Origin of the sequence: Kitasatospora griseola (genome assembly GCF_014648555.1) — a bacterium.
Taxonomy (GTDB): Bacteria; Actinomycetota; Actinomycetes; order Streptomycetales; family Streptomycetaceae; genus Kitasatospora; species Kitasatospora griseola.
This window is the reverse complement of record NZ_BMRI01000050.1, coordinates 1-17,457: the sequence shown is the minus strand read 5'-3', so window position 1 is coordinate 17,457 and position 17,457 is coordinate 1. Positions and strand designations below refer to the sequence as shown.

The following is a 17,457-nucleotide window of genomic DNA, read 5'->3' as shown; positions in this document are numbered from 1 at the left end:
GCTGTCCAGTGGGACGGTGCCGGCGCAGTACCGACCGCAGATCCAGAAGTGGGGCGCGCTCTGCCCGGAGATCTCCGCGCCGCTGCTGGCCGCGCAGCTGTACCAGGAGAGCGGTTTCGACCCGAACGCGAAGAGCCCGGTCGGGGCGAACGGGCTGGCGCAGTTCATGCCGGGCACCTGGAGCTCGTCCGGCGTCGACGGTGACGGCGACGGCAAGCGGGACATCTGGAACCCGAGCGACGCGATCGCCTCCGCCGCCAGCTACGACTGCGAGCTGGCCAAGGACGTCGCGAAGGTCCCGGGCGACCCGCAGGCCAACATGCTGGCCGCGTACAACGCCGGGCCGTACGCGGTGATCAAGTACCAGGGCATCCCTCCGTACAAGGAGACCCAGGGGTACGTGAAGAGCATCCAGTCGCTGGCCAAGTCGTTCACCGCGCCGCCCGACCCGGGCGTGCAGCTCGCGCTGTCCAAGGAGGCCGCGGGCGCGATCTACTTCGCGCAGAGCAAGCTCGGCATCGACTACATGTGGGGCGGCACCGGGCAGACCTGGGAGGACGGGCGGTTCGACTGCTCGGGCCTGACCCAGGTGGCGTTCAAGAGCGTGGGCATCGACCTGCCCCGGGTGGCCAACGACCAGTGGTACAGCGGGCCGCACCCGTCCCGGGACCAACTCCGGCCCGGCGACCTGGTGTTCTTCGCCAACGACCTGGAGGACCCGCGCACCATCCACCACGTCGGCATCTACGTCGGCGGCGGCTACATGATCGACGCCCCGCACACCGGCGCCAAGGTCCGCTACGACACCATCAACCAGCGGGACTACATCGGAGCGACCCGGGTCACCCCGGACGGCGCGGCCGCGCTGCCCACCCGGAACAAGAACGACGGCACCATCACGGCGAGTCAAGGACCGGCAAAGAGCTGACGAACCGTCCGCTAGGCATGTGCATGCGGGGTGGACGCTGAGTCAAGTTTGCATAACAGCACGTTTCGACGGAACCCCCGACCGCCCCGATCGCGTTGACTCAGGAGGCTGCCGGACGTCCGCACCCGGCCGCACGGACCGGGAACCACTGCGGAGATGCGGACAGGGAGGTGCGGCGTGCCCACGCTGCTCGCCGATGCGGGAGCCGGTTCGGGCGACCCCGACCTCGGCCTGCTCAAGGCCGTCAACAGTCTGGCCGCCGACGCGCCCGGCTGGCTGGACTCACTGGTCGCCTGGACCGCCGAGTACGGCATCCTGATCGGCCTGGCCGCGATCGGCCTGACCGCCTGGCTGAGCGCCCGCCGCCGGCCCGACGCACCGGTCGCCGTCGCCGGCGTGCTGTGGGCGCCGATCGCGGTGGCCATCTCCGAGCTCGCCAACCTGCCGATCTCGGCCATCGTGAACCGGCCCCGCCCGTTCGTCGACCACCCCGAGATCGACGTGCTGGTCCCCGGCAAGGAGGACACCCTCTCCTTCGTCAGCGACCACTCCGCGATGTCCATGGGCATCGCCGTCGCCCTGTTCCTGGTCAACCGCAAGCTCGGCGCGGCCGCCGGCGCGCTCGCCCTGCTACAGGGCTTCTGCCGGATGTACGTGGGCGTGCACTACCCGACCGACGTGATCGGCGGCTACGCGCTGGCCACCGCCGTGGTGCTGCTGCTCGCCCCGATCGCGATGGCCGTGCTGGTGCCGCTCTGCCATGCGCTGTCCCGCACGGCGCTGCGCCCGCTGGTGGTGGCCAAGGCCCCGGCGGCGGCCGGCGGCCGACGCCGGTCGGCCGCCCCGACCGGCGGCCGTGCGGCCCGCCTGCGCCGACGCGGGGACCGCGACCGGGACTCCGACCTGGCCGCCTGACAGCCGGCCGGAACAAACCCTCCGGAACCGGCCCGCCGGATCGGGCCCGCGGGAGCGCCTCTCAGTCGCCCGGATCCGGATCGGCCTGGTGCGCGGCCGCGTCCCGCCGGGCCTTGTCGCGGGAGCGCCGCCCGGGGGCGAACCAGCCGCAGTCGCACTGCGCGAAGCAGAAGGAGCCGCGCTCCACCACTTCGGCCCGATGGTCGTTCCGCGCTGCCACGCCGGTCGTCTCCGGCTGCCGGTCTGCCACAGCAGTCACGGTAGTCCTCCCGGGCCACACGGCGGAACGCGTCTCCCGGAGTTCGCCGTGCGTAACCTTCCGCGCCCCAACTCGTTTGCCTGGCAGGCGCGCTGTCCATCCGGGGCGGCTGCTGGCCGGGCCGTCCGGGGCCAGGGGGTTGTCGAAGACGTGAAGAAGCTCAACCGGGCCGCCACCGCGGCCGTGCTCGCCGGCCTGCTGACCGCCTGCACCGGCGGCGGGCAGAACCAGGACAGCTCGGCCGACCAGCTGTCCACCGACCCGCTGACCGCGGTGCGCTCCGCCGCCGACATCACCGGCCGCACCGGTTCGGCGCACGTCGCCACCGAGCTGACCACCGAGTCCGCGGAGAAGAAGGCGGTGTTCCACGGCACCGGCGGCTACGACTACGTGAAGCGGCTGGGCCGGCTGGAGATCGACGTCCCGCCGGGGGCCGCCACCAACGGGAGGATCACCGAGGTGGTGCTGCCCGGCACGGTCTACCTGCAGAACACCGGCGCCAAGATCCCCGAAGGCAAGTGGGTCAAGCTGGACGTCCGCCAGCTCCCGGACGGCAACCTGGTGAGCTCCGGCGCCACCGACCCGGCGACCGCGGCGGGCGCGCTGCGCGGCGCGCAGACCGCCGATCTGGTCGGCAGCGAGACGGTCGACGGCGTGGAGCTGAAGCACTTCAAGGGCACCCTGGACCTGGTGAAGGCCGCCGACGCGACCGGCGGCCGCGGCGCGGACGGCCTGCGGATGGCCGGGCAGACCTTCACGGTGAAGGAGGTCCCGTACGAGGTCTGGCTGGACGGCCAGGGGCGGCTGCACAAGGTGGTGGAGAACTTCACCTTCGCCGGGGTGGCCGGCTCCACCGCCGCGAAGGACCAGGTGAAGGTGGTCTCCACGCTGTCGCTGACCGACTTCGGCAGGCCGGTGGACGCCGCCGAGCCGTCCGCCGCGGACCTCTGGTCGATGAAGCCCTCGCCCTCCCCGAAGTGACCGCCCCACCCGTTTCGGACACCAGAGATGGCCCGTCCGTGCCATGTGGGCCGGCCTCCCGCTGCCTACGCTGGTACGGGGTCGGGTCGACACGGACGGGGCGTGGAAGGGGTGGAGGCCAATGGCAACCGGGGAGAGCGGCACCGGCGGCCACGACAGCACGGCGCTGGACGAGATCGACCTGGCCGGTGAGCTGATGATCGCCGCCTCGGCCAGCCGCGCGGAACGGCTGGCCGCCGAGCAGATCGACGAGGTGCTGCTGCGCAGGGACGGCGAACGGCCGTCCGACACGGACGGCTGATCAGCCGTCAGAGGGCGTCAGGGGGCGCCGAGGCTCAGGTGCGCAGCAGCCGCGCGATGGCCGCGCTGGCCTCGGCGACCTTGGCGTTCAGCTCCTCGCCGCCGTCCTCCGCGGCGGCTGCGGACGCCACGCAGTGCGCCAGGTGCTCCTCCAGCAGGACCAGCGCGAAGGACTGGAGGGCCTTGGTGGAGGCCGAGACCTGGGTGAGGATGTCGATGCAGTAGACGTCCTCGTCGACCATCCGCTGCAGGCCGCGGATCTGACCTTCGATCCGGCGCAGTCGCTTGAGGTGCGCTTCCTTGTCGCCGCTGTAGCCGTGGGGCCCGGCGCTCGGCGCCGCTCCGTGGCACGCCGGTGCGGTGTCGGTGCTGGGAGTGTCGATGGTGGTCATCCCGGTCCGCCCTCTTGGTTTCGGTACTCGGCCCTCCCCCGGCCTTCGCCGGGAGCTGCCCCCAGTCTCCAACATCCGGCACCGGCCTGGTGTTCCGCCGTCCGGGCGTCAGCTCAGAGATCCCCGTGCAGAGCGGGAGCAAACCGGCGTGTCCTGGGACACACTTAGGGCGCGCGTCGGCAGCCCCGTACCCGGACACGGCATACGTGCGCCTAGCATCGTCAAGTACCGACCCCGCACATCGGAGATTTCCGTGCGTTTTAGCCTGACCCCGAAGGAGACGAGCTTCTACGACATGTTCGCCGCCGCGGCGGAGAACCTTGTCGTCGGATCGAAGCTCCTGCTGGAACTACTGGGCTCGGACGTGTCCGCCCGCGCGGAGATCGTCGAGCGCATGCGCGCCGCCGAGCACGCCGGGGACGACACCACCCATGCGATCTTCCATCAGCTGAACTCGTCCTTCATCACGCCGTTCGACCGGGAGGACATCTACACGCTGGCGTCCTCGCTGGACGACATCATGGACTTCATGGAGGAGGCCGTCGACCTGGTCGTGCTGTACGACATCGAGACCCTCCCGAAGGGCATCGAGCAGCAGATCGAGGTGCTGGCCCGGGCCGCCGAGCTGACCGCCGAGGCGATGCCCAACCTGCGGTCGATGTCGAACCTCACCGAGTACTGGATCGAGGTCAACCGGCTGGAGAACCAGGCGGACCAGATCCACCGCAAGCTGCTGGCCCACCTGTTCTCCGGCCAGTACGAGGCGATCGAGGTGCTGAAGCTCAAGCAGGTCGTGGACGTCCTCGAAGAGGCCGCCGACGCGTTCGAGCACGTGGCCAACACGGTGGAGACCATCGCCGTCAAGGAGTCCTGAGCTCCGTGGACATGGCAGCACTCATCGTCGTTGTCGGCGTGGCGTTCTTCTTCACGTACACCAACGGCTTCCACGACTCCGCGAACGCCATCGCCACCTCGGTCTCCACCCGGGCGCTGACCCCCCGGGCGGCGTTGGCGATGGCCGCGGTGATGAACCTGGCGGGCGCCTTCCTCGGCAGCGGGGTGGCGAAGACCGTCTCCGAGGGGATCATCGAGACCCCGACCGGTTCCAAGGGCATGGCGATCCTGTTCGCCGCCCTGGTCGGCGCCATCGCCTGGAACCTGGTGACCTGGTACTTCGGCCTGCCGTCCTCCTCCTCGCACGCGCTGTTCGGCGGCATGGTGGGCGCGGCGCTGGCCGGCGGTACCGAAGTGATCTGGCACGGGGTGATCGATAAGATCATCCTTCCGATGATCATCTCGCCGATCGTCGGCCTGATCGGCGGCTTCCTGGTGATGCTTGCGATCCTGTGGATCTTCAAGAAGGCCAACCCGCACAAGGCCAAGCGCAACTTCCGGGTGGCGCAGACCGCGTCGGCGGCCGCGATGGCGCTGGCGCACGGCCTGCAGGACGCCCAGAAGACCATGGGCATCGTGGTGATGGCGCTGACCATCTCCGGCCATCACTCCGGCACCGGCATCCCGATCTGGGTGAAGATCTCCTGCGCCATGATGCTCTCGCTGGGCACCTACGCGGGCGGCTGGCGGATCATGCGCACCCTGGGCCGGAAGATCATCGAGCTGGACCCGCCGCAGGGCTTCGCCGCCGAGGCCACCGCCTCCGCGGTCATGTACACCACCTCGTTCGTCTACGCGGCGCCGATCTCCACCACCCACGTGATCACCTCGGCGATCATGGGCGTGGGCGCCACCAAGCGGGTCCGGGCGGTCCGCTGGGGTGTCGCGAAGAACATCGTGATGGGCTGGTTCATCACCATGCCGGCGGCGGCGATCGTGGCCGCAGCGATGTTCGGCCTCACCAACCTGCTGGTCCTCTAGACCGGGCTCCGGCACGGCAGTACGGCGGAAGGGCCCGCCCCCACAGCACGGGGGCGGGCCCTTCGTCGGCTCCGCGGCGGCACCGCCATGCAGCACCGCGGAGCAGCTGGTGCGCTCCGCCGCCGGGAGGCGGCGGGGCCGGTCAGCCGAAGCGGCCGGAGATGTAGTCCTCGGTGGCCTGGACCGACGGGTTGGAGAAGATCCGCTGGGTGTCGTCCAGCTCGATCAGCTTGCCGGGCTGGCCGACGCCCGCCAGGTTGAAGAACGCGGTGCGGTCGGAGACGCGCGCCGCCTGCTGCATGTTGTGGGTCACGATCACGATGGTGAACTGCGACTTCAGCTCGCCGATCAGGTCCTCGATGGCGAGGGTGGAGATCGGGTCGAGGGCCGAGCAGGGCTCGTCCATCAGCAGCACCTCGGGCTCGACCGCGATCGCCCGGGCGATGCACAGGCGCTGCTGCTGGCCGCCGGACAGGCCCGCGCCGGGCTTGTTCAGGCGGTCCTTGACCTCGTTCCAGAGGTTGGCGCCCTGCAGGGACCGCTCCACCACGCCGTCCAGGACGGACTTCTTCTTCACGCCGGCCAGCCGCAGGCCGGCCACCACGTTGTCGTAGATCGACATGGTCGGGAACGGGTTGGGCCGCTGGAACACCATGCCGACCGAGCGGCGGACGGCGACCGGGTCGACGTTCGCGCCGTACAGGTTCTCGTCGTCGAGCATCACCTTGCCCTCGACCCGGGCGCCGGGGATCACCTCGTGCATCCGGTTGAGGGTGCGCAGGAAGGTGGACTTGCCGCAGCCGGAGGGGCCGATGAACGCGGTCACCGAGCGGGGCTCGATGGTCATCGAGATGTCCTCGATGGCGCGGGTGGAGCCGTAGTAGGCGGACAGTCCGCTGACGTCGATGCGCTTGGCCATGATCTTTCGTCTTCTCTCGTCTGTTCGTACGTCAGTCGGTGTCAGCGTCCGCCCTTGGGCGAGCGCCAGCGTGCGATGCCCCGGGCGATGAGGTTGAGCCCCATCACGAAGGCGATCAGCACCAGCGCCGCGCCCCAGGCGCGCGAGTAGCCGAACTCGTTGTTGACCTGCGAGTACTGCTGCCAGATGTAGAGCGGCAGCGACTGCTGAGGCCCGTTGAACGGGTCGCTGTTGATGAAGTCGGCGCCGAACACCAGCATCATCACGGGGGCGGTCTCACCGGTGATGCGGGCGACCGCCAGCATCACACCGGTGGTGATTCCGCCGATGGCCGTGGGGAGGACGATCCGCAGGATGGTCTTCCAGCGCGGCACGCCGAGCGCGTACGAGGCTTCCCGGAGCTCGTTCGGGACGAGCTTGAGCATCTCCTCGGTCGAGCGGACCACGACCGGCATCATCAGGATCGCCAGCGCGAGGCTGCCGGAGAAACCGGAGTACTCGAAGCCGAGGAGGATGTTCCAGAGCGAGAGGATGAACAGACCGGCGACGACCGACGGGATGCCCGTCATCACGTCGACGAAGAAGGTGACCGCCTTGGCGAGCCGGCCGCGGCCGTACTCCACCAGGTAGACGGCGGTGAGCAGACCGATCGGCGCGGCGATCAGGGTGGCCAGCAGGACCTGCTCGACGGTGCCGATGATGGCGTGGTAGATGCCGCCGTCCGGGCTGAGGGTGGCGACGACGCCCTTCATCGAGTGGCTGAGGAACTCGGGGGTGATCGCCCCGATGCCCTGCTGCACGGTGTAGAAGGTCAGCGAGACCAGCGGCACCACGGCGCAGATGAAGGCGACCCACACCAGCGAGGTGGCGAAGCGGTCCTTGGCCTGCCGGCGGCCCTCGACCGAGGCCGAGACGGCGTAGCTGGCGACCAGGAAGAGCAGGGCGGAGATCAGGCCCCACTGCAGGTGGCTCTTGAGGTCGGCGACGGCACCGACGGCGCAGCCGAGGACGATCGAGCCCCCGGCGATGCCGGCGGGCGCCCAGCGGGGCAGCCGGGCCGCGGTCAGCCGGTGGCTGAGCTGCGGAGGAGTGGCGTCGGTGACGGTGACGGTGGTGCTCATGCGCCCACCTCGCCGGCGCTCGGCGAGCGCTTCGCGCACGCGCACCTCTTGATGATGAACTCACTTCGCTCGCTCATGCGGCGGCCCCCGAGTACTCCTTGCGGCGGGCGATGATGACGCGGGCGGCGCCGTTCACCAGCAGCGTGATCACGAACAGGACGAGGCCGGAGGCCATCAGCGCGTCCCGGCCGAGCGGCTGGGCCTCGTTGAACTTCAGCGCGATGTTCTCGGCGAAGGTGCCGCCGCCCGGGTCGAGCAGGTGCAGCGAGAGCTTGCTGTTGGTGGACAGCACGGTGGCGACCGCGATGGTCTCGCCGAGCGCGCGGCCCAGGCCGAGCATCGACGCGGAGATGATGCCGGGGCGGCCGAACGGCAGCACCGCGGTGCGGACCATCTCCCAGCGGGTCGCGCCGAGCGCGAGCGCCGCCTCCTCGTGCATCCGCGGGACCTGGCGGAACACCTCGCGGGTGACGGCGGTGATGATCGGCAGCACCATGATCGCCAGCAGGATGCCGACGGTGAACAGGTTGCGCGCCGGGACGCCGGAGCTGGACTGGTCGAAGATGTACGTCCAGCCGAGGTACTGGTCCATCCAGCTGGTCAGGCCGTTCATGTGCGGCACCAGGAACAGCACGCCCCACAGGCCGTAGACGATCGACGGGACGGCGGCCAGCAGGTCCACCAGGTAGGCGAACGGCTGGGCGATCCGGCGCGGCGCGTAGTGCGAGATGAACAGCGCGATGCCGACCGCGACCGGGACCGCGATGAGCATCGCGATGAGCGCGCTGACCAGGGTGCCGAAGGTGAGCACGGCGATGCCGAACACCGGCTTCACGGCGTCCGGCGTCCACTCGAAGGTGGTGAGGAAGTTGCCCTCGTTCTTGCCCAGGGCGAGGGCCGAGCGGTAGGTCAGGAAGCCTGCGATGGCGGCCATGACGACCAGCAGCAGGACACCCGCACCGCGGGAGAGGTTGAAGAACACGGCGTCACCGCGGCGGCTGTCGCCGCGGCGTCGTGGGGTCCGTCCCCGCGCGTCGGCGGGGGAGGAAGAAGTCATGATCGTTTACTCCGGTCTGGCGGCGCTGCCCCGCGGAGGGCGGCACCTTGGCGGCGGTGCCCCGGACGTTCTGGTGGTGGGTGGTGCGGTGGTGCGATCCGTGCGCGGCCCGGCCGGGCGGCCCCTCCCCCTCCTTCGGGGGCCGCCCGGCCGGTCGTCGCTCAGCCTCAGGCGAGGGCGTCGATCTGGGTCTTCACCTTGCCGGCGAGCTCCTTCGGCAGCGGCACGTAGCCGACCGCGCCGATGGCCTGCTGGCCCGCGTCGCTGACGGTGTAGTTCAGGAAGGACTTCAGGGCCGGCAGGGTCTCGGCCTTGTTGCCCTTGTCGCAGACGATCTCGTAGGTGACCAGGGTCAGCGGGTAGGCGCCCTCGGCCTTGGTCGCGTAGTCGATGTCCAGCGCCAGGTCCGCACCGGTGCCGACGACCTTGGCGTTGGCCAGCGAGGTGGCGGCGTTGGCGGCGGTGGCCTCGACCGGCTTGGCGGCGCCGGTGGCGATGGCGGCGCTGTTCAGCTTGTTGGTCTGGGCGTAGGACAGCTCGACGTAGGAGATCGAGTTCTTGACCTGCTTGACCTGGGCCGCGACACCGGCGGAGCCGTTCGCGGACTGGCCGCCCTGGCCCGCCCACGCCTTGGCGGCCGGGTACTTCCAGTTGCCGCCGCCGGCCTTGGCCAGGTAGGCGGTCAGGTTCTGGGTGGTGCCGGAGTCCTCGGAGCGGTGGATCGCCTGGATGTCGGCGGCCGGCAGGTTGACACCCGGGTTCAGGGCGGCGATCGCCGGGTCGTTCCACTTGGTGATCTGCGAGTCGAAGATCTTCGCCAGGGTCGGACCGTCCACGACCAGCTTGTCGACACCCTCGACGTTGAAGACGATCGAGATCAGGCCGCCGACCATCGGCAGGTCGATGCCCTGGCCACCGGTGCAGACGGCCTTCGAGGCGTCGATCTCGGACTGCTTCAGGGCGCCGTCGGAACCGGCGAAGGCGATCTTGCCCTGGTTGAACTGGGTGACACCCGCACCGGAGCCGCCACCGCTGTAGGTCAGGCTGGTGGTGGAGCAGGCGGCGCTGTACGCGGCCTTCCAGACGTCGATCGCCGGGGTCTGCGCGGTCGAGCCGGCCGCCAGCAGCTGGCCGCCCTTGTCGGCGCAGGCGATCTTGGCGGCCGCCGGGGCCCCGGAGGACGAGCCACCCGCGGTGGTCTTGGTGTTGTCGTCCGTGCCGCACGCGGACAGCGACAGCGTGGAGACGAGCGCGACGGCACCGATGGCGAGGGCCTTGGAGCGGCCGTTCCGCAGGTTCACAGGGTGTCCCTTTCTGAGGCAATACCGGTCTCCGAACGACCGGATTTGCTGTGGTCCGGGGCCCTTCCGGCCCTCCGGTAAACCCGAAGTTAGGCAGAACAGGTGACGCGTCAGCCCGTCGCAAATGAACGGGGAGTGAACCTCGGACGGATGTCAGGAAACCTTGGCCGGTAGTAACGGTTGCGTCACAGGTCGGGCGCGGGCAGATCACCCGGCCGCGGGACCGCGCCTCACCCGTGCGGGACGGGGCCCGGCTCCCGGTCGAGCAGCAGCTCCAGCAGCGCGTCGATCAGCACCCGGTCGCGGGCGTGCGTCAGCCGCTCCTTGGCCCGCCGCGGCGGCAGCCACTCCAGCCGGTCCACCTCGCGGTTCGGCCGGAACGCCCCGCCGGTCGGCACCGCCGCCCAGTACCGGACCTCCTTCGGCCGGCCCTGCACGAGGTAGTGCTGGGTCGGCAGCTCCGGGCCCAGCACGCAGCGCATCCCGGTCTCCTCCCGCACCTCGCGCAGCGCCGCGGTCCGCCAGCCCTCGCCCGGGTCGAGCTTCCCCTTCGGCAGGCTCCAGTCGTCGTACTTGGGCCGGTGCACCAGCGCCACCCGCGGCTTCTTGCGGCTGCCGTCCTTGCGCAGCGGCCCCGGCACCCACAGCACCGCGCCCGCCGCCAGCACCGTCGACCGGGCGCCGGCCGCCGGACGGCGGTCGGTGCGGGCGCCGCCCGCCCGGGCTCGGGCGGACGGGGCGGGGTGATCGGGCAACTGCGGCACGCGGTCCGTCCGGAGAGGGGATCGAGGGTTCAGTCCGACACCACCGCGGCCGGGCCGGCCAGCCCGGGCGCCACCGCCGGCCACTGGCGCCCGAAAGCGTACCGGGCGGCCTCCACGTCCAGCCGCTGATCGGCGTGCACCACACCCAGCACGTACGCCGTCGCCGGGGTGATCCGCGGCGTGCGGGCGGCCGTGGCGACCGTGACCGCCGCGTCCGACGCCTCCTGATGGAGGCCCAGCACCCGGTCCAGCTCCAGCAGTTCGCCGTCCGGCGCGCTGCACACCTCCAGTGCGTACCGGGCCCGCTTCACCAGGATCCGGGCCCGCAGCCACGGCGCGTCGTCCGCCGCGAGCGCCACGTCGGCGTCCGCCGCGCCGCGCGGCGCCGGCACCATGTCCGGCTCCGTCCCGGCCGCGCCCAGCCGGTGCAGCCCGGCCCCGGCGTACGCCTGCGCGGAGCGCTGCCACGGCAGCCGCTCGGCCGCCGCGACCAGCGCGCCCAGTGCCGCCGCGGTCCGCGGGAGCAGCGTCACCGCCGGCTCTGCGGCGGCCTCCGGCACCAGCGGCACCTCGCCGGCCAGCAGCGTCATCCGGTCGGCCAGCGCGTGCAGCCGGGCCGAGCGCAGCTCCTGCAGCAGCGCGGTGTGCGCGCGGGTGCGGGCCAGCGTCAGCTGGCGTTCCAGCAGCGCCCGGGCCTTCGGCGCGCCCGGGTGGCCGGCCAGCATGCCGGCCCCGTCGGGGGAGGTGTCGGCCAGCGAGTCGAGGGCGCCGAGCAGCCGGTCGGCGCGCCGCCGGTAGCCGGGTTCCTGCGCGAGCAGGTCGATCAGCCAGCGCAGTTCGGTGCGCGACTCCTGCGCCCACGCCGGGTCGAAGACCGGCGCGAAGGTGTGCAGGGCTCCGCCGATCCGGCGCACCGCGCGCAGCAGGTCGTCCGCGGCCTGTGCCGACGCCGGGAGCGCCCCCGGTCTCGACCCGGCCTCGCCGACCGCCTGCGGCAGGGCGCGCAGGAACACGCCCGCCTGGGCGGTCAGGTAGCCGGCAAGGACCTCCCCGGCGGTCGCGGCGCGCGCCACCGGGGCCGTCGTCGGCGCATCGGTCATGGCTGTGGCTCTCCCCGATTCCCTCCCCGGGCCTGCCCCGGGGCTGCATGCCGCCCGCGCCGGGAGGCTCCCGGCGCGGGCGGGGTGCCGCTCAGCGTGCGGCGGCGGAGCCGCGGTTGCGGCGGCGTGAGTCGATCAGCAGGTCCTGGACGTGCCGCAGCGGGCGGCCTTCGGCGTCCTGTGCGTGGCGGATCCAGGCGCCGTCCGGGCCGAGGTGCCAGGAGTCGGTCTCGTCGGAGACACCGAGGTCCAGCAGCCCGTTCAGTTCGGCCCGGTGCGCCGGGTCGGTGACCCGGACCAGCGCCTCGATCCGGCGGTCCAGGTTGCGGTGCATCATGTCGGCGCTGCCGATCCACACCTCCGGGTCGCCGCCGTTGCCGAACACGAACACCCGGGAGTGCTCCAGGAACCGACCGAGGATCGACCGCACCCGGACGTTCTCGCTCAGGCCCGGCACGCCCGGCCGGATCGCGCAGATGCCGCGCACCCACACGTCCACCGGCACTCCGGCCTGCGAGGCCCGGTACAGGGCGTCGATGACCACCTCGTCGACGATCGAGTTGACCTTGATCTTGACGAAGGCGGGCCGGCCGGCCCGGTGGTGGGCGATCTCCCCGTTGATCCGGGCGACCAGGCCGTCGCGCAGCCCGCGCGGCGCGGTCAGCAGCCGCCGGTACGACTCGCGGCGCGAGTAGCCGGACAGCCGGTTGAACAGGTCGGAGAGGTCCGCGCCGACCTGTGGGTCGGAGGTCAGCAGCCCCAGGTCCTCGTACAGCCGGGCGGTCTTCGGGTGGTAGTTGCCGGTGCCGACGTGCGAGTAGCGGCGCAGTGTGTCGCCCTCCTGGCGGACCACCAGCGACAGCTTGCAGTGCGTCTTCAGCCCGATCAGGCCGTACACCACGTGGCAGCCGGCCTCCTCCAGCTTGCGGGCCCACTTGATGTTGGCCTGCTCGTCGAAGCGCGCCTTGATCTCCACCAGCACCAGCACCTGCTTGCCGGACTCCGCGGCGTCTATCAGCGCGTCCACGATCGGCGAGTCGCCGGAGGTGCGGTACAGCGTCTGCTTGATCGCCAGCACGTGCGGGTCGGCGGCCGCCTGCTCCAGGAACGCCTGCACGGAGGTGGAGAACGAGTCGTACGGGTGGTGCAGCAGCACGTCGCGCTCGCGCATCGCGGCGAAGATGTCCGGCTGGGAGGCCGACTCCACGTCGATCAGGCCGCGCGCGGTGCCCGCCACGAACTTCGGGTACCGCAGCTCGGGCCGGTCCAGGTCGGCGATGCCGAACAGGCCGGTCAGGTCGAGCGGGCCGGGCAGCGGGAAGACCTCCGCCTCGGTGATGTTCAGCTCCCGCACCAGCAGGTCCAGGATGTACGGGTCGATGGACTCCTCGACCTCCAGGCGCACCGGCGGCCCGAAGCGGCGCCGCATCAGCTCCTTCTCCAGCGCCTTCAGGATGTTCTCGGTGTCGTCCTCCTCCACCTCCAGGTCCTCGTTGCGGGTGACCCGGAACGCGTGGTGGGCGAGCACCTCCATCCCCGGGAACAGCTCCTCCAGGTGCGCGCCCATCACGTCCTCCAGCGGCACGTACCGCTGCGGCGAGGCCTCCAGGAAGCGCGACAGCAGCTGCGGCACCTTCACCCGGGCGAAGTGCTTGTGCCCCGACACGGGGTTGCGCACCACCACCGCCAGGTTCAGCGACAGCCCCGATATGTACGGGAACGGGTGCGCCGGGTCGACGGCCAGCGGCGTCAGGACGGGGAAGATCTGCTGCCGGAACAGCGTGTGCAGGCGGGCCTGCTCGGTCTCCGCCAGGTCCGGCCAGCGCACCAGCTCGATGCCCTCGGCCGCCAGGTCCGGCAGCACCTCCTGCTGGAAGGTGGCCGCGTGGCGGGCCATCAGCTCGCGCGAGCGGCGCCAGATCAGGTCCAGCACCTCGCGCGGCTGCAGCCCCGACGCCGACCGCTGGGCGACCCCGGTGGCGATCCGGCGCTTCAGCCCCGCCACCCGCACCATGAAGAACTCGTCCAGGTTGGAGGCGAAGATCGCCAGGAACTTGGCCCGTTCCAGCAGCGGGATGTTCGGGTCCTCGGCGAGCTCCAGCACCCGCTCGTTGAACGCCAGCCAGCTGCGCTCACGGTCCAGGAACCGGCCCTGCGGCAACTCCGCCTCTTCCGCGCCGTGCCCGTCCGCGCCACCCGCCAGGAACGCCGACGCCACCGCGGCCGGCAGTGCGGAGGTCGCCCGCGCCTGCTCGGCCGGCGCCGCCGGCTCGGCCTTGGCGCGCGCCGCGGACCGCGGCTTCGCCTCCTTCGCCGGATCCTCGGCCGGGTCCTTCACCGGATCCTTGGCCGCGGCCCTGCCGCCGGCCCGGGACCCGGCCTTCCCGCCGGACCGGACGGCCGGCTTCTGCTCGGTGCTGGACTCGGCGACGGCCGAATCGGGGACGGGGCGCGGGATGCTCATCAGTTCCAGCTCCTCCTGCAGGACGCGGTCCCGGCGGGACGAAGGACACGCCTCCGCATGCTGATCGTCCTCGTCGACCCACGACCACCCACCCGGCGCAGCCGGAACCGGCCCGGCCGGGCGGCAGGTGGAGCGGTGACGCGGACGGGGCAATACGGACGACATTCTGTGATCTTCGCGGCGCCAATTGAATCCACGGTAAACACCGCATGGCCGGGAGGAAAGCTGAGTCCGTCACCCCTGTGGCGGTTACCGGACGGCCCCGTCCGCCCGGCGACCGCCCGGCTCAGCGGCTTGCCGAGGGCTCCCAGCGGTACATCAGGTCCACCTCGTGGACGGCGAAGCCCAGGCGCTCGTACACCCGGACGGCCGCCGCGTTGTCCGCGTCCACGTACAGCATCACGGTGGGCAGCCCGCGCTCCAGGATCAGGTGCCGCAGGCCCGCCGCGGTCAGCGCCTTGCCCAGGCCGCCGCCCTGCTCCGCCGGGTCCACGCCGACCACGTAGACCTCGCCCAGGCCGTCCGGCTGGATCTTCGTCCAGTGGTAGCCGACCAGCCTGCCGTCCCGTTCGGCCAGGAAGAAGCCCTTCGGGTCGAACCACGGCTCGGCCATCCGCTCCGCGAGGTCCTGCTCGGTCCAGGAGCCCTGCTCCGGATGGTGCGCGAACGCCAGCGCGTTGAGCGCCAGCCAGGCCTGCTCGTCCCGGCCCGGTTCGAAGGTCCGCAGCTCGACGCCGGCCGGCATCGACACCGGCTCCGGCGCCTCGGCGGTGCGCCGCATCTGCCGCAACTCCCGCACCAGCACCGCACCGTGGGCGTCGGCGAGGTGCCGGGCGGCCGGCAGGCCGCCATGCGCCCAGAAGTTCAGCTCGCCGTCCGCCCCGTCCAGCACCGCGCGCACCAGGGCCCCGCCCAGGCCCCGGCCGCGCTCGGACGGGGCCACCGTCAGCTCGACCGTTCCCGGGTGCTCGCCCTCGACCTGGGCGTATCCCGTGACCCGGCCGTCCGCCAACTGCACCAGGTGCCGCACCCCCGGACGGGGGCGGTCCGGGCGGATGCGCAGCCGGCCCGCCTCCGATACCGCCTCCCGGCCGTCCGTCCGGGCCGCCTCCGCCAGCAACTCCCGCACCGCCTCGGCCTGCTCCGCCGTCAGCACCTCGACGCGTTCGACCCGGCCCCCACCTGACGTGTTCTCAGCAGTCTGCATACTGCCGAGCGTACGTCCTCCGACCCGCTTTCAGGAGGCCGTCGTGCCGGTGCCCGCCACGGGCCAGGCCGCCATCGCCAGTTCGGCCGTCGCCGTCAGCTCCGCCGTGTCCGCGCCGTCCCGGGAGCGCTGCGACATGCCCTGCAGGACGGCGCCGAAGTAGCGCGCCAACGCGGTCGGATCCGCGTCGGCCGGCAGCTCCCCGAGCCGCTTCGCGGTGGTCAGCCGCTCCTCGAAGCCGACCAGGTTCGCCGCCCGCACGTCCCGCAGGAACACCGCCACCTCGTCGTCCTGGGCGGCGACGTTGGCGGCCGCGCTGATCACCAGGCAGCCCGCCGGGTGCGCCGGATCCGAGTAGACCCGCGCCGCCTCCCGCAGGATCCGGACGAACGCCGCCCGGGTGGTCGGCTCCTCCGCGAACGCCACCCCCACGAACACGCCCGCCGGGGACTGCTGGTACGCCCGCACCACCTCGCGGAACAGCGACTCCTTGTCGCCGAACGCCGCATAGAGGCTGCCCGGCTTGATCCCCATCGCCCCGGTCAGCTCGCCCACCGAGGTCGCCTGGTAGCCCCGCTCCCAGAACAGCCTGGTCGCCGCCGTCAGCACCGCCGCCCGGTCGAAGGCCGGCGGACGGCCCCGCCTCGCGCCTGCAGTCGTCGTCATGGCGCCCATTTTAGAGCGGTCACTCAAAAAGTGCGCCGACCCGTGCTACGTTCTTTCTTGAACGGTCACTCAAGAATTGAGAGATGGGTCAACCACCATGTCTGCACGTGCACTTGACGGCAAGATCGCCCTGGTCACCGGCGCCTCCCGCGGCATCGGCCGCGGCATCGCCGAACGCCTCGCCCAGGACGGCGCCACCGTCGCCATCGGCTACGCCCGCGACCACGACGCCGCCACCACCGTGCTGAAGAAGATCCACGCCGACGGCGGCCGCGCCTTCCTGGTCCACGCCCCCCTCGGCAGCCACGGCGACGCCGCCCGGCTCTGGGACGCCTTCGACCGGGCCGGCCACGAGTACACCCCCGACGGCAAGCTCGACATCCTGGTCAACAACGCCGGCATCGGCCGCAGCTCCGCCCTCGCCGAGCTCACCGAGGCCGAGTTCGACGAGGTCTTCGCGGTCAACGTCCGCGCCCCGTTCTTCCTCACCCAGCAGGCCCTGCCCCGGCTCCGTGACGGCGGGCGCGTCATCAACATCTCCAGCGGCGTCGCCCGGATCGCCATGCCCGAGATCACCGCCTACAACGCCACCAAGGGCGCCCTCGACAACTTCACCCTCAACCTCGCCGCCCAGCTCGGCCCCCGCGGCATCACCGCCAACTCCGTCCGCCCCGGCATCGTCGACACCGACGTCAACGCCCACTGGCTCCGCGACAACCCTGCCGCCCAGGCCCACGCCGCCGGCCTCTCCGCCCTCGGCCGAATCGGCCGACCGGACGACATCGCCGACATCGTCGCCTTCCTCGCCACCCCCGACGCCCGCTGGATCACCGGCCAGACCATCGACGCCACCGGCGGCTCCCGCCTCTGACCTCCGGGCGCCCTGATCCGCTCCGGCCCGAGTCTCCGAAAGTCCAGGAATGCGAAAAAGCCCCCCGCCGTAAAGGCGAGGGGCTTTCCCTGAATAATTGTTCGGCGGCGTCCTACTCTCCCACAGGGTCCCCCCTGCAGTACCATCGGCGCTGTGAGGCTTAGCTTCCGGGTTCGGAATGTAACCGGGCGTTTCCCTCACGCTATGACCACCGAAACACTATGAAACTGTCGAACCGGAACCCGTTCGATGAACGGGGCTCTGTTCGTGGTTTCAGAACCAACACAGTGGACGCGAGCAACTGAGGACAAGCCCTCGGCCTATTAGTACCGGTCAA

General features: G+C 71.5%; 18 protein-coding genes and 1 rRNA gene. 7 read left to right on the top strand and 12 right to left on the bottom strand.

Going from position 1 to position 17,457, the window contains the following annotated elements; translation table 11 throughout:
- Both IEZ12_RS34555 and IEZ12_RS34550 read left to right on the top strand, forming a co-directional pair.
- The coding region (locus tag IEZ12_RS34555) for a bifunctional lytic transglycosylase/C40 family peptidase (protein WP_229848567.1) at nucleotides 1-928 on the top strand (928 nt) is incomplete at its 5' end.
- A gap of 177 nt (nucleotides 929-1,105) precedes the next feature.
- Entirely contained in the window at nucleotides 1,106-1,843 is a 738-nt protein-coding gene (locus IEZ12_RS34550; protein WP_189277965.1) for a phosphatase PAP2 family protein, read from the top strand.
- 61 nt (nucleotides 1,844-1,904) lie between these two features.
- Here the strand turns inward: IEZ12_RS34550 and IEZ12_RS34545 are convergent, their stop codons facing one another.
- A complete protein-coding gene (locus tag IEZ12_RS34545; RefSeq protein ID WP_189277994.1) occupies nucleotides 1,905-2,102 on the bottom strand; it encodes a hypothetical protein in 198 nt (65 codons plus the stop codon).
- Nucleotides 2,103-2,252: 150 nt separating this feature from the next.
- Between IEZ12_RS34545 and IEZ12_RS34540 the strand changes: the two genes are divergently transcribed.
- A complete protein-coding gene (locus IEZ12_RS34540; RefSeq protein ID WP_189277963.1) occupies nucleotides 2,253-3,083 on the top strand; it encodes an SCO4651 family lipoprotein in 831 nt (276 codons plus the stop codon).
- A gap of 121 nt (nucleotides 3,084-3,204) precedes the next feature.
- Nucleotides 3,205-3,384: a hypothetical protein gene (locus IEZ12_RS34535; protein WP_043915560.1), complete on the top strand. Its 180-nt coding sequence runs from the start codon at nucleotides 3,205-3,207 to the stop codon at nucleotides 3,382-3,384.
- 34 nt (nucleotides 3,385-3,418) lie between these two features.
- Here the strand turns inward: IEZ12_RS34535 and IEZ12_RS34530 are convergent, their stop codons facing one another.
- A complete protein-coding gene (locus IEZ12_RS34530) occupies nucleotides 3,419-3,775 on the bottom strand; it encodes a metal-sensitive transcriptional regulator (RefSeq protein ID WP_189277961.1) in 357 nt (118 codons plus the stop codon).
- Between the two features lie 253 nt (nucleotides 3,776-4,028).
- Here IEZ12_RS34530 and IEZ12_RS34525 point away from each other — a divergent pair, with 253 nt between their 5' ends.
- Complete coding sequence (locus tag IEZ12_RS34525; protein WP_035864866.1) at nucleotides 4,029-4,649, top strand: DUF47 domain-containing protein; 621 nt, start codon at nucleotides 4,029-4,031, stop codon at nucleotides 4,647-4,649.
- Nucleotides 4,650-4,654: 5 nt separating this feature from the next.
- Nucleotides 4,655-5,650, top strand: coding sequence for an inorganic phosphate transporter (locus tag IEZ12_RS34520; protein WP_189277959.1), 996 nt, complete (start codon nucleotides 4,655-4,657; stop codon nucleotides 5,648-5,650).
- 142 nt (nucleotides 5,651-5,792) lie between these two features.
- Here IEZ12_RS34520 and pstB read toward each other — a convergent pair whose 3' ends face one another.
- The 9 genes from pstB to IEZ12_RS34475 all read right to left on the bottom strand — a co-directional run bounded on the left by pstB (nucleotide 5,793) and on the right by IEZ12_RS34475 (nucleotide 16,249).
- Complete coding sequence (pstB, locus tag IEZ12_RS34515; RefSeq protein ID WP_043915557.1) at nucleotides 5,793-6,569, bottom strand: phosphate ABC transporter ATP-binding protein PstB; 777 nt, start codon at nucleotides 6,567-6,569, stop codon at nucleotides 5,793-5,795.
- Between the two features lie 41 nt (nucleotides 6,570-6,610).
- A complete protein-coding gene (pstA, locus tag IEZ12_RS34510) occupies nucleotides 6,611-7,690 on the bottom strand; it encodes a phosphate ABC transporter permease PstA (protein ID WP_189277957.1) in 1,080 nt (359 codons plus the stop codon).
- A gap of 73 nt (nucleotides 7,691-7,763) precedes the next feature.
- A complete protein-coding gene (gene pstC, locus IEZ12_RS34505; RefSeq protein ID WP_189277955.1) occupies nucleotides 7,764-8,747 on the bottom strand; it encodes a phosphate ABC transporter permease subunit PstC in 984 nt (327 codons plus the stop codon).
- Nucleotides 8,748-8,914: 167 nt separating this feature from the next.
- Nucleotides 8,915-10,048, bottom strand: coding sequence for a phosphate ABC transporter substrate-binding protein PstS (gene pstS, locus IEZ12_RS34500; protein WP_189277953.1), 1,134 nt, complete (start codon nucleotides 10,046-10,048; stop codon nucleotides 8,915-8,917).
- A gap of 230 nt (nucleotides 10,049-10,278) precedes the next feature.
- Nucleotides 10,279-10,803, bottom strand: coding sequence for an NUDIX hydrolase (locus tag IEZ12_RS34495; RefSeq protein WP_189277950.1), 525 nt, complete (start codon nucleotides 10,801-10,803; stop codon nucleotides 10,279-10,281).
- Nucleotides 10,804-10,841: 38 nt separating this feature from the next.
- On the bottom strand, nucleotides 10,842-11,912 hold the full coding sequence (locus IEZ12_RS34490) for a CHAD domain-containing protein (protein ID WP_189277948.1): 1,071 nt from the start codon (nucleotides 11,910-11,912) through the stop codon (nucleotides 10,842-10,844).
- Between the two features lie 91 nt (nucleotides 11,913-12,003).
- Nucleotides 12,004-14,376 carry an RNA degradosome polyphosphate kinase gene (locus IEZ12_RS34485; protein ID WP_189277946.1) on the bottom strand — a complete coding sequence of 791 codons (2,373 nt, stop codon included), beginning with the start codon at nucleotides 14,374-14,376 and terminating at the stop codon, nucleotides 12,004-12,006.
- Nucleotides 14,377-14,662: 286 nt separating this feature from the next.
- Nucleotides 14,663-15,583: a mycothiol synthase gene (gene mshD / locus IEZ12_RS34480; RefSeq protein ID WP_189277944.1), complete on the bottom strand. Its 921-nt coding sequence runs from the start codon at nucleotides 15,581-15,583 to the stop codon at nucleotides 14,663-14,665.
- Nucleotides 15,584-15,613: 30 nt separating this feature from the next.
- Nucleotides 15,614-16,249, bottom strand: a complete 636-nt coding sequence (locus tag IEZ12_RS34475) for a TetR/AcrR family transcriptional regulator (RefSeq protein ID WP_189277942.1) — start codon at nucleotides 16,247-16,249, stop codon at nucleotides 15,614-15,616.
- A gap of 97 nt (nucleotides 16,250-16,346) precedes the next feature.
- On the opposite strand from IEZ12_RS34475, the gene IEZ12_RS34470 reads away from it, so the two are divergent.
- On the top strand, nucleotides 16,347-17,120 hold the full coding sequence (locus IEZ12_RS34470) for a glucose 1-dehydrogenase (protein WP_189277940.1): 774 nt from the start codon (nucleotides 16,347-16,349) through the stop codon (nucleotides 17,118-17,120).
- A gap of 99 nt (nucleotides 17,121-17,219) precedes the next feature.
- Here the strand turns inward: IEZ12_RS34470 and rrf are convergent.
- Nucleotides 17,220-17,336, bottom strand: a 5S ribosomal RNA gene (gene rrf, locus IEZ12_RS34465).
- Nucleotides 17,337-17,457 lie beyond the last annotated feature (121 nt).

Bases quoted from the DNA above. Each gene is read 5' to 3' on its own strand.
- pstA (WP_189277957.1), bottom strand. From the start codon at position 7,690: ATGAGCACCACCGTCACCGTCACCGACGCCACTCCTCCGCAGCTCAGC.
- IEZ12_RS34535 (WP_043915560.1), top strand. From the start codon at position 3,205: ATGGCAACCGGGGAGAGCGGCACCGGCGGCCACGACAGCACGGCGCTG.
- IEZ12_RS34530 (WP_189277961.1), bottom strand. From the start codon at position 3,775: ATGACCACCATCGACACTCCCAGCACCGACACCGCACCGGCGTGCCAC.
- pstC (WP_189277955.1), bottom strand. From the start codon at position 8,747: ATGACTTCTTCCTCCCCCGCCGACGCGCGGGGACGGACCCCACGACGC.
- IEZ12_RS34475 (WP_189277942.1), bottom strand. From the start codon at position 16,249: ATGACGACGACTGCAGGCGCGAGGCGGGGCCGTCCGCCGGCCTTCGAC.
- IEZ12_RS34490 (WP_189277948.1), bottom strand. From the start codon at position 11,912: ATGACCGATGCGCCGACGACGGCCCCGGTGGCGCGCGCCGCGACCGCC.
- IEZ12_RS34485 (WP_189277946.1), bottom strand. From the start codon at position 14,376: ATGAGCATCCCGCGCCCCGTCCCCGATTCGGCCGTCGCCGAGTCCAGC.
- IEZ12_RS34470 (WP_189277940.1), top strand. From the start codon at position 16,347: ATGTCTGCACGTGCACTTGACGGCAAGATCGCCCTGGTCACCGGCGCC.
- mshD (WP_189277944.1), bottom strand. From the start codon at position 15,583: ATGCAGACTGCTGAGAACACGTCAGGTGGGGGCCGGGTCGAACGCGTC.
- pstB (WP_043915557.1), bottom strand. From the start codon at position 6,569: ATGGCCAAGCGCATCGACGTCAGCGGACTGTCCGCCTACTACGGCTCC.